General features: G+C 68.0%; 13 protein-coding genes and 5 pseudogenes. 12 read left to right on the top strand and 6 right to left on the bottom strand.

The annotated features are described in order from the left end of the window. Window positions 1–16: 16 nt before the first annotated feature. Complete coding sequence (locus J7E89_RS38130) at window positions 17–1,222, bottom strand: erythromycin esterase family protein (protein WP_214980785.1); 1,206 nt, start codon at window positions 1,220–1,222, stop codon at window positions 17–19. A gap of 58 nt (window positions 1,223–1,280) precedes the next feature. On the opposite strand from J7E89_RS38130, the gene J7E89_RS38125 reads away from it, so the two are divergent. Further along, complete coding sequence (locus tag J7E89_RS38125) at window positions 1,281–2,015, top strand: TioE family transcriptional regulator (protein ID WP_214980783.1); 735 nt, start codon at window positions 1,281–1,283, stop codon at window positions 2,013–2,015. A gap of 59 nt (window positions 2,016–2,074) precedes the next feature. On the opposite strand, the gene J7E89_RS41550 is transcribed toward J7E89_RS38125, so the two are convergent. Both J7E89_RS41550 and J7E89_RS38120 read right to left on the bottom strand, forming a co-directional pair. Continuing rightward, window positions 2,075–2,566: a DUF6207 family protein gene (locus J7E89_RS41550; RefSeq protein WP_251061644.1), complete on the bottom strand. Its 492-nt coding sequence runs from the start codon at window positions 2,564–2,566 to the stop codon at window positions 2,075–2,077. 207 nt (window positions 2,567–2,773) lie between these two features. Beyond that, on the bottom strand, window positions 2,774–3,466 hold the full coding sequence (locus J7E89_RS38120; RefSeq protein WP_214980781.1) for a TetR/AcrR family transcriptional regulator: 693 nt from the start codon (window positions 3,464–3,466) through the stop codon (window positions 2,774–2,776). 125 nt (window positions 3,467–3,591) lie between these two features. Here J7E89_RS38120 and J7E89_RS38115 point away from each other — a divergent pair, with 125 nt between their 5' ends. Continuing rightward, window positions 3,592–4,548 (top strand): alpha/beta fold hydrolase, encoded by a 957-nt coding sequence (locus J7E89_RS38115; RefSeq protein WP_214980779.1) that lies wholly within the window; start codon window positions 3,592–3,594, stop codon window positions 4,546–4,548. 172 nt (window positions 4,549–4,720) lie between these two features. Here J7E89_RS38115 and J7E89_RS38110 read toward each other — a convergent pair. Beyond that, window positions 4,721–4,868 (bottom strand): annotated as a pseudogene (locus tag J7E89_RS38110) (transposase); the annotation flags it as partial. 77 nt (window positions 4,869–4,945) lie between these two features. Between J7E89_RS38110 and J7E89_RS38105 the strand changes: the two are divergent. From J7E89_RS38105 to J7E89_RS38055, 10 genes and pseudogenes are all read left to right on the top strand, one after another. Then, window positions 4,946–5,473 carry a GNAT family N-acetyltransferase gene (locus tag J7E89_RS38105; RefSeq protein WP_214980777.1) on the top strand — a complete coding sequence of 176 codons (528 nt, stop codon included), beginning with the start codon at window positions 4,946–4,948 and terminating at the stop codon, window positions 5,471–5,473. 69 nt (window positions 5,474–5,542) lie between these two features. Then, a pseudogene (locus tag J7E89_RS38100) lies at window positions 5,543–6,347 on the top strand (IS5 family transposase). A gap of 372 nt (window positions 6,348–6,719) precedes the next feature. After that, window positions 6,720–7,153, top strand: a pseudogene (locus J7E89_RS38090) (transposase); the annotation flags it as partial. A 103-nt stretch (window positions 7,154–7,256) separates the two neighbouring features. Then, window positions 7,257–7,824 (top strand): annotated as a pseudogene (locus J7E89_RS38085) (dihydrofolate reductase family protein). A gap of 40 nt (window positions 7,825–7,864) precedes the next feature. Next, the gene (locus tag J7E89_RS38080) at window positions 7,865–8,050 is read left to right on the top strand and encodes a hypothetical protein (protein WP_251061643.1); all 186 of its coding nucleotides are present in this window, start codon (window positions 7,865–7,867) and stop codon (window positions 8,048–8,050) included. A 551-nt stretch (window positions 8,051–8,601) separates the two neighbouring features. Beyond that, on the top strand, window positions 8,602–8,745 hold the full coding sequence (locus J7E89_RS38075; protein WP_214980768.1) for a hypothetical protein: 144 nt from the start codon (window positions 8,602–8,604) through the stop codon (window positions 8,743–8,745). Next, window positions 8,742–8,882: a hypothetical protein gene (locus tag J7E89_RS38070; protein ID WP_214980766.1), complete on the top strand. Its 141-nt coding sequence runs from the start codon at window positions 8,742–8,744 to the stop codon at window positions 8,880–8,882. The genes J7E89_RS38075 and J7E89_RS38070 overlap by 4 nt, the downstream gene beginning before the upstream one ends. A 329-nt stretch (window positions 8,883–9,211) precedes the next feature. Continuing rightward, window positions 9,212–9,448: a hypothetical protein gene (locus J7E89_RS38065; RefSeq protein ID WP_214980764.1), complete on the top strand. Its 237-nt coding sequence runs from the start codon at window positions 9,212–9,214 to the stop codon at window positions 9,446–9,448. Window positions 9,449–9,634: 186 nt separating this feature from the next. Continuing rightward, window positions 9,635–10,291, top strand: a complete 657-nt coding sequence (locus J7E89_RS42570) for a hypothetical protein (protein WP_374196986.1) — start codon at window positions 9,635–9,637, stop codon at window positions 10,289–10,291. Next, window positions 10,288–10,503, top strand: a complete 216-nt coding sequence (locus tag J7E89_RS38055; protein ID WP_214980762.1) for a LexA family transcriptional regulator — start codon at window positions 10,288–10,290, stop codon at window positions 10,501–10,503. The genes J7E89_RS42570 and J7E89_RS38055 overlap by 4 nt, the downstream gene beginning before the upstream one ends. 163 nt (window positions 10,504–10,666) lie before the next feature. Here the strand turns inward: J7E89_RS38055 and J7E89_RS38050 are convergent, their stop codons facing one another. Next, window positions 10,667–11,563 (bottom strand): trypsin-like serine protease, encoded by an 897-nt coding sequence (locus J7E89_RS38050; RefSeq protein WP_214980760.1) that lies wholly within the window; start codon window positions 11,561–11,563, stop codon window positions 10,667–10,669. 282 nt (window positions 11,564–11,845) lie between these two features. Beyond that, window positions 11,846–12,055 (bottom strand): annotated as a pseudogene (locus tag J7E89_RS38045) (IS630 family transposase); the annotation flags it as partial.

The following is a 12,055-nucleotide window of genomic DNA, read 5'->3' as shown; positions in this document are numbered from 1 at the left end:
AAGTACTGCTGGAGTACTAGCTCTGCGGGACGTCCTTGACGAACACGATCCCGTCGTTTCCTGCCAAGTGGGCCGGTTCCAGCGGGGAATAGCCGAACCAGGGCGACACGCGGGCGGCGGGTCGCGCGTCGCCGAGGGCGGCGGCCAGCCGGGGGGCGTCGACGACGTGGCAGTCCTCCGGGAGCGTGTACAGAAGTCCTTCGACAGTGTCCGGTGACGGGGTGTCGACTCCCTGGTGCCGAATTGTACCGAGTGCCGTGGCCAGGAAGGCGTACTCCTTCCCCAGGCGGGCGTTCACGAGTGCGCCGGCGCTCCACCACTCCAGCAGTGGCTGGTCCCACATGCGCATCGTGCTCTTGTCGCGCTGGAGATGGCTGTTGTGGGCGTGGACCAGGGTCGGGTTCTGTTCGGCGACGGCGAGGAGGTTCTCGGCCATCATCGAGTCCCGCAGCCCGATCAGCCGCGTCATGCGGGCCGGTGAGGTGTCGGCCATCCAGAAGTGGTAGCGCAGCAGGCCGGTGGCGGTGCGCCCGTACAGGCGCGCCCGGTCCCAGTCGTCCCGCGAGGTCGCACTGATCAGGTGCGGCGTCTGCGCGTCGAGCAGCGCCACTAGATCGTCAGCGAGCAGCCGCAGCTCCCTGGCCTCGGCCGACTGCCCCGCGGACTGGGCCGGGTCCATCATCGCGGCGGGATTGGTCCACTGGTCGTCGGCGCCGAGCAGGCGTTCGAGCGTTTCCGCGGTGCAGGGGAGCAGATCGGCGTCCACCCGGGCCGCGAGGTAGCCGTGGAGTGCGGTGAGGGTCTGCCGGGGGCTCGCGGCTCCGGTGATCTCCAGAGGGCCGTCGAAACCGGCGAAGCGAACCTGCTCGGATGTTGGCCGGCCGTCGTTGTACGCCCTTATCCAGCGCACGAGTTCGCGGTTGGCCGCGGACGCACCGAACCCGTGGCTGAATCCGCGCTCCATGACCTCATCGAGGGTGCCCGTGCCCGAGGTGACGTAGTCGTCCACGACCAGGCCCATCATGCAGTCGCTCTCGATCGCGATCGTCCGGTAGCCCTCCTGCTCGACGAACTGCCGGAAGAGCTCGTTGCGTACTTCGAGCAGCGTGTCCTCGCCGTGGGTGGGCTCGCCCAGGGCGAGCAGCTTCGGCCGGGCCGGGAGCAGCTTCATGACGGTGGCGGCCTCAACGGCATGGGCAGTTTCCGGGATGTCAGTAGCCATGCCTTAAACGATATCGTTGAACCTTCGATTGAAACTTCGGTGAGATATCGGCAGGACCATGGGACAAAACCTTCAAGGCAGGGAGCGGCTCAGGCCGATTGACCTGGCGCGCGGGCATGGTCTGTCCACGCAGGCGGTCAGGAACTACGAGGAGGCCGGCATCCTTCCGGCCGCCGATCGCACACCCCACGGCTACCGCACCTACACCCCGCTCCACGCACGGGCCCTGCGAGCGTTCCTTGCCCTGGTGCCCGGCCACGGCCACCAGACGGCGACGGCGATCATGCGGGCGGTGAACCAGGGCGTGGCCGAGGAGGCGTTCCGCCTCATCGACGAGAGCCATTTCCAGCTCCTCGACGACCGCCGGACCCTCCAGGCCGTGGAGAGCGCCCTCCGGGACCTGGCGCCCACCACGGCGTCCGAACCCGACGCGGCGGTGTCCGGGCCCAGCGGCACGTTCATCGGGACGCTGGCGGGGCAGCTCGGGATCCGACCCGCGACGCTGCGCAAATGGGAGCGCGCCGGGCTGGTGCGCCCGCGCCGCGACCCGCTGACCGGGTACCGCGTTTACGACGAGGCCGACGCGCGGGACGTCCGGCTGGCCCACCAGCTCAGGCGGGGCGGCTACTTGCTGCGGCAGATCGCCCCGCTGATCGCCCACGTGCGGGCAGCGGGCGGACTGGAGCCGCTGGAGGCCGCACTGGGCGACTGGCGCCGCCGGCTGTCCGCCCGCGGGCGGGCGATGCTGACCGGGGCCGCCGAGCTGGAGGCGTACCTCCGCGAGCGCGGATGAGACTTCGGTCGCGTGCTGCGGCTCGCCGGTCGCGCGGGCGGTGCCGTTCCGGCGCCTTTTCATCGCCTTCGACGTCCTCCAGGCTGACGGCCAGGAGTTGCTCGCCCACCGTACGAACGGCGCCGTAACATCCTTGAGGACCTGTTCACCGAACGCGGTCTGACCCCGCCGTGGACCCTGTGCCCGATGGTGAGGGATCCGGCCATGTCGCGCTCGCGGGCCTCGGAGCAGTCGCCGGCTTCGTCTGGGACGGGCCGTTCCTCGCCGTCGCCTGCGCCCTTTCCCTGGGAGGCGGCGCCGCCCTGGGCACGGTCCTGTCCCGCCGTCGAAGGATCGTAACCGTAGGGCCGCATACAGCTCACGGCCGTGGACGGGCTTCCCCACCACATTCGTGAGGCCGCAGCCGGCGCTCTCAAAGCGATCGATGACGCGCGTGAAACCGCGACACCCAGTCCGCCATCCAGGACCGCCCGGAGGGTCTCCTCGTCGGCGGCGGTGACGTCCAGGACCACGAGGCCGGGTTCGGCGATGTGCTGCTCGTCGATGCGCATGCCCCCTCCGACGACACCGGGCGGCCTCCGGTTCGCCGGCCGGCCGCCCGACCGCCCGGACGGGGGACTGTCGTTAGTCGTGCTGCTTGCCGCAGGTCGGTGAGTGCAGCCGTGCACAGAGACAGGGATAGGTGCAGCCTGTGGTCTGGTGACAGGACGGGACCCGGACTCGGCGTGCTTCCCGGCGGGCCGGCGTTCGAAGCGAAGTTATGGACAGGGTTTACCGCTGTCCGATGAGGTACCGCGGGCCGGCGGCAGCATGGTGCCGCCGGGCTGGGTGGCAGAAGTGGGGTGGCCGACGGCATTGAAGATCCGGTCGAGGTGGTGGTGGAGCACCGCGATTGCCGAGTCCGCGCTTCGTTGGCCCACGAGGATGCTGGTGCCCATCGTCGCCGTCATGGCGAGCAGGCTGATCGCCTCCATGTGAGCGTCGACGGCGGGATCGGCCAGGCCGGCTTCCTGTGCTTGCCGGAGTAGTCCGGTCAGGGCGTTTTCGGCGGCGTCGGGGTTGTCGATGAAGGGCTGGGCGGCGAGCGCCTCGTCGATCACGGAGAGGATGGAGTAGGAGCTGTAGAGGAGGTGGAAGGTGCGGCTCTCCTCGTCGGTGGGCAGCGAGACCAGCAGCAGCGCCTCGATGGTCGCGCGGGGGCCGGGGTCCGGCCCGGCGGCAGCGAGCCGGGCGCCCACTCGCGCGGTGAAGCGGTCGGTCAGGTGCTGGAGTCCGTAGAAGAGCAGTTTCTCCTTGGTCTGGAAGTAGTACTGGACGAGGCGCAGTGACACTCCTGCCTCGGCGGCCACGTCGCGCATGCCGACGGCGTGCAGTCCGCGCCGGCCGGCCACTCGGATGAGTGCTTCGGCCATCTGGGTGCGCCGTTCCTCGTGGTTCACGCGCTTCGGCATGTGCTCGGGTCTCCGCCCGTCGTCGACGAGTCCGCTCGGTCCGCTCCGGACATCTTCATGGTACTGCCGTATCAACATCATGGTACGGTCGTATCACGAAGAATGGATCTTCCCGGAGGTGCCCAGTGCCCGAGAACACGAGCCGAGTACGCCGCGACGTCGGCCACTACGTGAACGACGAGCTGCGCGACCGGTACTTCGCCACCTGCGACGCCCTCTACACGAAGGGTGCGCCCGCCCGCTCCGAGACGGACGTCGAGACGAGCTTCGGTACCACGCACGTCTACCGGTACGGTCCCGCAGACCCGGCGGCCGAGTCACGCACGCCCGTGGTCTTGATACACGGATCGGGCGGCTGCTCCGCCCAGTGGTACCCCAACACCTGTGCCCTCAGCGCCGAACGCCCCGTCTATGCCCTCGACACCCCCGGCGACCCGGGTCGAAGCGTCCAGCGCGAGCCCATGTGGCAGCCCGAGCGCGCGGCCCAGTGGATGGACGAGGCCCTCGACGCCCTCGGCCTCGACCGCGTCCACCTCGTCGGCTCCTCCTACGGCGGCTGGCTCGTCATCAACCAGGCGCACCTCAGGCCCGGCCGCCTCGCCTCGGTCATCGCCCTGGACCCCGGCGGCCTGGAGAAGGTAGGGCTGCGCTTCTTCGTCTGGATCTTCGCCAGCCTCTTCGCCACTTACGCCCCCAAGGCGCTGCGCCCGCGCCTCGCCTCCTGGCTGGAACAGCCGGTGATCGTCGTTCCCGAACTTCGCGCCATGATCCAGGCCAGCGTGAGGGCCTTCCGGATCCGCCGCCCAGCGCCGCTGCCGCTGACCGACGAGGAACTGGGCTCCATCCGGACGCCGTTCTACCTGATCATGGGAAAGCGCAGCCTGCTCGTCCACCCACGGCGGCAGCTGGAGCGTGTACCACGCCTGATTCCCGGCGCCCGGGCCGAGATCATCGCCGCGACCGGTCACGGACCGCAGATCGACCACCCCGACATCGTCAACGCCCGGATGCTGAGCTTCATGCACGACGTTGACTCCCTCAGCCCGGCGGCGAACCAAGGCGCCACGAACACGCAGTCGTGAGGTGACCGAAACCACGCGCAGGCTGTCCAGCAGTGCAAAACAGAGGTTCCGACGGCTACCGCGCCCCAGCTGTTCACCCCGGCCCCGCCGGGCGGGACGCCGCAGTTGCAGTCGTGGCGCGGGTCGCTCATCCAGCGTCATTACCGTGCGACCCGGGCTCTTACTGATCATTTCAGGATGAGGTTCGGAAACCTCGCAAGCAGATGATGCTGCAGGCGAGTTGGAGGAGTCCCAGGTGGAGATCGGCCGCGTATCTCGTAGCGGATCCGGAGCCGCTTGAACTGGTGGAGCCAGGCGAAGGCCCGCTCGACGACCCAGCGGGCGTAGGGTGCGGCGGCGCGGGCCCCCTCGCATAGGCTGGCCGTCTCATCCGACGCACTGCGACGAGGATCAGCCCATGCGCAGCAGCACCAGGATCCGCCTGATCGAGCCCACCGACGCCGCCCCGATCGCCGCGCATCGGGTGCGGGACTTCGAGGCTTTCCGGCCGTGGGAACCGGCCCAGCCGGCCGACTTCTTCACCCCGGAGGGCCAGGCGGAGCGGATCGACAGCCTGCTGGCCGGATTCCGGGCCGGCGCGGTCTGGCCGGGTGTGGTGCTCGCCGACGACCAGGTGATCGGGCAGGTCACCGTCGGAGGCATCCTGCCGCAGCCGCACCTGCGCCGTGGCTCCGTCGGATACTGGATCGCCAGCGTCGCCCAGAATCAAGGGCACGCCGGGCACGCCGTCGGGCTTGTACTCCGGGTGATGACGGACGAACTCGGGTTGCACCGCGCCGAGGCGTCCACCAGCCTGGAGAATCTGCAGTCGCAGCGGGTGCTGCGCCGCAACGGGTTCAGCCCGTACGGTGTCGCGCACTCCTCGATCTTTCTCGACGGGAGCTGGCGGGACGGGCTGCTGTGGGAGCGGGTCCTCGGCGACTAACTGATCATCTCAGAATGAGTTCGCGTGTAGTGCTTGGCAGTGGGGGTTGGTGGCGGCAGAGTTGTGCGGGTGTCAGATGATCTTGTGCCTGATGGCCTGTGGGAACGGGTAGCCACATTGCTGCCTCCGCGTCCGCCGAGGCGCCGGAGGTATCCCGGTCGCTGCCGGCGGACGACCGGGCTGCCCGCGTGGGATCGTTTACGTGCTGTGCGAGGGCGTGAGCTGGGCGGATGCGCCATCGGAGCGGATCGGCTGCAGCGGAGTGACGGCCTGGCGACGTCTGCGGAACTGGACCGAGGCCGGTGTGTGGCCCCGCCTGCACGAGATCCTTCTGGCAGAACTGCGAGCGGCGGGCCTGCTGGACATGGATGACGCGGCGGTCGACGGCTCTCATGTCAGAGCCCTCAAAGGGAGGCTCACACCGGCCCTTCGCCGGTCGACCCCGCACGTCCGGGAAGCAAGCACCACCTGATCACCGATCGGCGCGGCACCCCTTGGCCGTCTCGCTGACCAGCGGAAACCGTCACGACGTCACCCAGCTGATGCCCCTGCTGGACGCGATACCCGCATCCGCGGCGTGCGCGGGCGGCCGCGTCATCGGCCGGCCCAGCTGTTCGCCGACCGCTGCTACGACTTCGACAAGTACCGCCGCCTGCTCCGGGCTCGAGGGATCACACCGAAGATCGCTCCCCGCGGAGCCTCGCACGGATCCGGCTTGGGCAAGACCCGCTGGGTCGTCGAGCGGACCTTCGCCTGGCTCCACCAGTTCAAGCGGCTCCGGATCCGCTACGAGATACGCGCCGACCTCCACATGGGACTCCTCCAACTCGCCTGCAGCATCATCTGCTTGCGACGACTCCGAACCTCATTCTGAAATGATCAGTCAGAGCGACCACCACTTGATGGTCAGTTGGGGGCTTCAGGCTGCTGACTGATCGGCGTGCTTCGTGCAGTTCGGTTCAACATTGGCGCTTGGCTGGGCGACGAGTCAGGACTCGTTGGCCTGGGCGAGGATCGCCTCGATGCGGGCTGCCGCCTGTCTCCAGACAGTGAGAAACTCTCCCTTGTCTACCTGCGCTTCGCGCCAATGCGAATTCTCGTCTCGGGAGCGGAAGCTGAACAGGACCGCGCGGTCGGTCATCTCGGCGTCGACCTGCATGTGGTCGAAAGTGTCACCCAAGCTCAGTTGATACCGCTCATGCGGTTCGCCGCTCCCGACCAGGCGGGCGAGATCTTGCAAATCGCGGTAGATGGCGGCGGAATCCCGCTCGGCATCGCGTCGGCCGGCGCGAACCAGCATGACTCGAAACTGCTGGAACCGACCATCGAAGCGGCTGAGCATCAGCTCGGAGCTTTGCTTGAGAACGCCGCGATCCACCTGGACTCCGCGTACAACGGGAAGCCCTGCCGTCGAGTACTCGACCACCACGGTCTAATCGGCGAGATAGCCGTGAAAGGCATCCGGGTGCCGATCCAGGTTGGCAAGCGCTGGGTGGTCGAACGCACACAGTCGTGGATGAACGGTTACAGCAAGATCCGCAGGTGCTTCGAACGGGACGGCGAGGTCGTCGATTTCTATCTCTACTCGCCGCCGCGTTCGTCACCGTCCGCGCGCTGCTCCGCCGAGCGCGCAAGCTCTATCGCTGGAGCACACGGCCAACAACCCGCCGACTCCGCTGACCATCAAGTGGCGGTCGCCCTTAGCCCAGAGGATCCCGCGAGCCGCGATGAGTCCTGCGGCGTCCGGTCGTACTGTCGAACCCGTTACCGAGGAGGACTTCTGATGCGCAGCGTGACCTATTCGATGAGCGTCTCACTTGACGGCTACATCGTCGGGCCGGACGGCGGCTTCGACTGGACGGCGCCCGACGAGGAGGTCTTTCGCTTCTGGATCGACGAGATTCGAGAGGTCGGCGTCCACCTGTTGGGGCGACGGCTGTACGAGACGATGCTGTACTGGGAGACCGCCGACCAGGATCCATCGCTTGACGACTCAATGCTCGAGTGGGCCGCGATCTGGAAGCCGCTCCCAAAGGTGGTGTTCTCCACCACGCTGTCGGCGGTGCAGGGCAATGCCCGCCTGGTCTCCGGCGGCCTGGCGGAGGAGATCGAGCGGTTGCGAGCCGAGCCGGGGGAGGGCGACATCGCGATCGGCGGCGCGACTCTCGCCGCCGAGGCGGCCGCGTTGGGTCTGATCGACGAGTACCGGGCCATGGTCTACCCGGTGCTGGGTTGGCGGTGGCATTCCGTTTTTTCCCCAGCGCGAGCGCCGGGTGGATCTCGAACTCGTCGAGACCCGCACCTTCAGCTCGAGAGTCGTCTACCTCCGCTACCGAGTGGCGCGCCAATGAGCTCGTGCATGGTTGGCGGTGGCGCGTCGATTCAGTGATCGTGATCATGGTCCGTGTGGTGGGGAGCCGGGCACGTGCAGCGATCATTCGAAGCCAGCGGATCACTGGGCTGACGCCCGATGTGATCGCTGAACTCGTCGCCGAGATCGGCCCGTTGTGGCACAAGCGGCGCCAGGCCGCGCTCGCGTCGCGGGCGGCGGACGGCGTCGTAGACCTGGTGACATGAGTGAGGAGAAGTCGTCGTGGCATCCCGGTGAGATGGTGCCGGCCAGTGGGATCACGAGTGCGACTGCGGTGGTGAGCATCACTGGAGCACGGACGTGAAAGGGCACCGCTTCCCGCCCCTGCCGTCGGGTTGCTCCGGCGAGTTCTGGAAGCTGCAGAAGCCGGCGCAACCCGGGAACTACCTCGGCTGACCTGGACCGGAGCACGGAGTGGTGCTGAAGCCTCCCGTGGAGCCGATGCTCGCCCAAGGCCGGGAGGCCGTGCCCGCACCCGCCGTGCTGCCCGGCGGACTGGCGTTCGAGGCCAAGTTCGACGGCTACCGGTGCCTGTTGTTCACCCCGTCCGGGTCGGGCGGGCCGACGCTGTTGCAGTCGCCGCGCGGCAGTCTGATCCAGCGGCGTCTCCCCGACCTCGTGACGGCCGCGCGTCAGCTCCCTTACGGCCTGGTCCTTGACGGCGAAGTGGTGGTGTGGCCGGGGGCAGGCTGTCGTTCGAGGCGTTGCAGTGCCGCGCTTCCTCCGGCGGCCGCACTGTCCAGCAGCTGGCTGAGGGATGCCGGCGCACTTCATTGCCTTCGACGTCCTTCAGATCGACGGCCAGGAGTTGCTCGCCGAACCGTACGCCCGCCGCCGCGTCGTCCTTGAGGGCCTGTTCACCGAGCACGGTCTGACGCCGCCGTGGACGCTGTGCCGATGACGACCGAGGCGGCCGTCGCCCAGGAGTGGCTGACCTCCTGGACAGTAGTTCCCGGTGTGGAGGGCCTGGTCATCAAGGGCCTGGGGCAGCGCTACCTGCCGGGCGCCCGTGGCTGGTCAATTGACTGCGCCAACTGAGTGATCGGTTCGCCGCGGTGAGGGGCGGAGCCGAAGATCGCGGCGTGTCATGTGAGATCTCCAGGGTTTATAGGGACGTGATGGAGGGGCGGGTGCGGCTGCCTCGGATCGGGGCGGTGGTCGCCGGGGAGAGATTTGCTTCCTTTGGTGATAGTCGACGGAGCCGATCGGATGATCCCACCGGTCTGGTTCCGGGTGTTGGCGCGACGTAGTCAGCTTGTCGCGGTGAACTTGCCTCGGTCACACCTACGGCGGCTCCTCGTCCGGGGAAAGTCGTTGATCTGCTCGCAGGACGACCTTTGATTCCACTCGACTCTTCAGGAGACCTCATGAGATTCCGTTCTCTCGCGGCTGCGGCTGCAGCTGTTGGTATCTGCCTCGGTGGCGCTGGTGCCGCGCAGGCTCAGAGCCAGGACGGCGATCCGTTCGGCGCCCAGGGCAGCTTCGGCACCGGCCAGTTCGGCGGCCAGGGCAGCTTCGGCGGCGGCCAGGACCCCAGTGACAGTGAGATGGGCGGCAGCCAGTTCGGCGCCGGTCAGTCCGGTGGAGGGATCGAGGGGAGCTGACCTGCGTCCAACCCCGATGTTCAGGATCTGAGCGGACTGCCACGTCAGATTCTGAACATCGGGGTTGGAGCTCGGTCCGCAGAGGGTTGTGATCGGCGTGTCACCTCGGCCGTGTGGGCGTTGCTGACCCGGAGGAACTCACGCAGGGCTGCCCCCTCGCGCCGATGCTCAGCGCCTCCCGAGTCGGTGCAGAGAAGGTTCAATATCCGCAGTCGTGAGACCACAGAAGCGATCGTCGGTGGCATCACCGGCACGCTGAGCCGCCCGCAGCTGCTCGTCCTCGTACGCTACGACCAAGACGGACGCCTGCGTCCCGTCGGCCGCACCACGCTCCTGAAGCCGGACGCCGCCCGCCAACTGGCCGACCACCTCAACCAGGCCGGCCCCGACCATCCCTGGACCGGCGTACGGTTCACCGCCTCCGGGGGCAGCCGCGAGCGCCTGGACCTCATTCTGGTCGTCCCCGAGCTGGTCGCGGAGGTCAGCGCTGACACCGCCATCGACCGAGAGCCTGGCATCACCCGCTGTGCTTCGTACGGCTGCGCCTGGACGCCACGGTGGCCGACGTGCCGCAGTTCTAAGACGGCGTGCAGCCCTCCAGCGGCTGAGGATCCCGCCATCCTTCCCCACGACCTGGTCCAGGCTCAGCGCGGCTGGAACGACACGTACCGAGCCCTCGCCCTACCCCGCCTGCCCGGCAACACCGCGTTGCGCCGCCGACTGCTGCGCCTGTCCGTACGCCTGTGGTGGCACGCGTACTGGCGCACCACCCGTTCAGTGCCGACGGCACGGATGCAGTTGCGGCAGACGGCCCGCACCGGCGACACCGTGAGAACCGCATGAGTCAGCGACCTTCAGAGCGCCAGGTGCAGATCATGCGGGCACTGCGCACGTGGATCGCGGACCACGGCAAGGGGCCGTCGGTGCGGCAGCTCGGCGGCCTGGTCGGCCTGTGCAGCACGGGGTCGGTCGCCTATCAGCTTGACCGCCTGGAGGCGCAGGGTCTGATCAGCCGCAGTGACCGGCCCTGGCGGTCGGTCCGCCTGGGAAGCTGACCGATCGCGGGCCCGTTTTCTGGTAGCTGCCCCATGGCTTCGTTCATCTCTGCTACTGCTCGACAAAGCCACACCGGGGCAGTCCCTGTTCCACGCGGCGGCGTGAGCACGGCCCGCTGCCCGGCTCCGCAGCGGCGGGACCGGGCAGCGGGCCGTCTGCCGGTCAGCGCCCGAGCAGGCGCTTGACCTTCTTGCCCTTGGGCGACTCGTCCAGCGTCTTCCACAGCTTGGCGGAGCCGGTGTAGGTGTAGACGCCCGGGGCTCCCTGCTCGGCGCAGCCGTCTCCGTACGACACGACGCCGATCTGATAGACGCCTTGACGGCCGGGCAGCTTGCGGAACAGCGGGCCGCCGCTGTCACCCTGGCACGAGTCCCTGCCCTCGACGCCGGCGCAGACGTTGACCTTCTTGTCGTAGCCGGGGTAACTGGCCTTGCACTCGATGTGCGAGAGCACCGGCACGTTCACCGTACGCAGCCGGTCGGGGTACGTCGGGACCTCGGTGTCGGTGTTGCCCCAGCCCGCGACCGTGGCCGAGGCGCCGGGCCGGATCAGGGCGTCGGTCCCGATGGTCGGCAGGTGGACCGGAGCCGTGCCCCGGACCGGCTTGTCCAGCGTCAGCAGTGCCATGTCGTAGGCCTCGTAGCCTTTGGCGTACCGGGGGTGGACGACGATGTCGGCCACGTTGCGCAGCGATCCCTGACGCTTGTCCGACAGCAGGGTGCGGCCGATCGTGACCTCGATGGTCTTGGCCTTGGTGCCATCGACGCAGTGCGCGGCGGTCATCACGACGTCCTGCGAGAGCAGGCTGGCGCCGCAGAACTGCCGGTCCACGGCGCTGCCCCTGCCCTTGTTCAGCAGTGCGGTCATGAACGGGTACGAACCGTTGGGCTTCTCGGTGCCGCCGATGATGTAGGCGCTGGGACGGTCGCCGTCCTTCGCCACCGGCGCCGGCGCGGCCTGGGCCATACTCGCGCCCGATATGAAAAGGGTGAGCGCCGCGCCGGCCGCGAGACCGGCGACGGTCGTCCGCCTGGAGTGGCGGTGGAATGGAATTCGCATGGGGGGTTCTCCGATTCGGCGAAATGACACCACGACGGCATACGGGCGCATGACGAACCGATGGGTCGTCAAAAGCCCAGTCTGCAGCGGGTGTTGTAACGCCGACCTACATTAGGAGCCCCGATATGAGCACGTCAAAGAATCAGTGCGCAATTTCGTCGACGACATCTTGCGCTCTGTTTCCCGTACATGGTTCCCGCCTCTCTCAGACGGAAAAAGGAAGGGCCGGGTTCACTCGTCGGCCAGCTTTCTTCCCGCCGCCACGCATCCGCCGCCCCCCTGCTAGTGATCTGGTTCGGAGATGCGTGAGCAGTAGCGGCAGATCCGGTCGAGGATCTGGTCGGCGGTCTTGGTCCACTTGAAGGGCCGGGCCTCGTCGTTCCAGACCTTGATCCAGTTTTCGAGTGCGGTCTTGAGATCGTCGAGGGAGCAGAACACTCCGCGCTCCAGGCAGCGTCGTTGAAGCTCTGCGAACCACCGCTCGTCGGGTAG

This window comes from Streptomyces sp. ISL-100, from assembly GCF_018614615.1.
Taxonomy (GTDB): Bacteria; Actinomycetota; Actinomycetes; order Streptomycetales; family Streptomycetaceae; genus Streptomyces.
This window is presented reverse-complemented; position numbering and strand designations above follow the sequence as displayed.

What these genes read in the sequence shown, in the direction of transcription:
- J7E89_RS38130 (WP_214980785.1), bottom strand. Translation starts at nt 1,222, where the DNA reads ATGGCTACTGACATCCCGGAAACTGCCCATGCCGTTGAGGCCGCCACC.
- J7E89_RS38125 (WP_214980783.1), top strand. Translation starts at nt 1,281, where the DNA reads ATGGGACAAAACCTTCAAGGCAGGGAGCGGCTCAGGCCGATTGACCTG.
- J7E89_RS41550 (WP_251061644.1), bottom strand. Translation starts at nt 2,566, where the DNA reads ATGCGCATCGACGAGCAGCACATCGCCGAACCCGGCCTCGTGGTCCTG.
- J7E89_RS38120 (WP_214980781.1), bottom strand. Translation starts at nt 3,466, where the DNA reads ATGCCGAAGCGCGTGAACCACGAGGAACGGCGCACCCAGATGGCCGAA.
- J7E89_RS38105 (WP_214980777.1), top strand. Translation starts at nt 4,946, where the DNA reads ATGCGCAGCAGCACCAGGATCCGCCTGATCGAGCCCACCGACGCCGCC.
- J7E89_RS38075 (WP_214980768.1), top strand. Translation starts at nt 8,602, where the DNA reads ATGCCGGCGCACTTCATTGCCTTCGACGTCCTTCAGATCGACGGCCAG.
- J7E89_RS38070 (WP_214980766.1), top strand. Translation starts at nt 8,742, where the DNA reads ATGACGACCGAGGCGGCCGTCGCCCAGGAGTGGCTGACCTCCTGGACA.
- J7E89_RS38065 (WP_214980764.1), top strand. Translation starts at nt 9,212, where the DNA reads ATGAGATTCCGTTCTCTCGCGGCTGCGGCTGCAGCTGTTGGTATCTGC.
- J7E89_RS38055 (WP_214980762.1), top strand. Translation starts at nt 10,288, where the DNA reads ATGAGTCAGCGACCTTCAGAGCGCCAGGTGCAGATCATGCGGGCACTG.
- J7E89_RS38050 (WP_214980760.1), bottom strand. Translation starts at nt 11,563, where the DNA reads ATGCGAATTCCATTCCACCGCCACTCCAGGCGGACGACCGTCGCCGGT.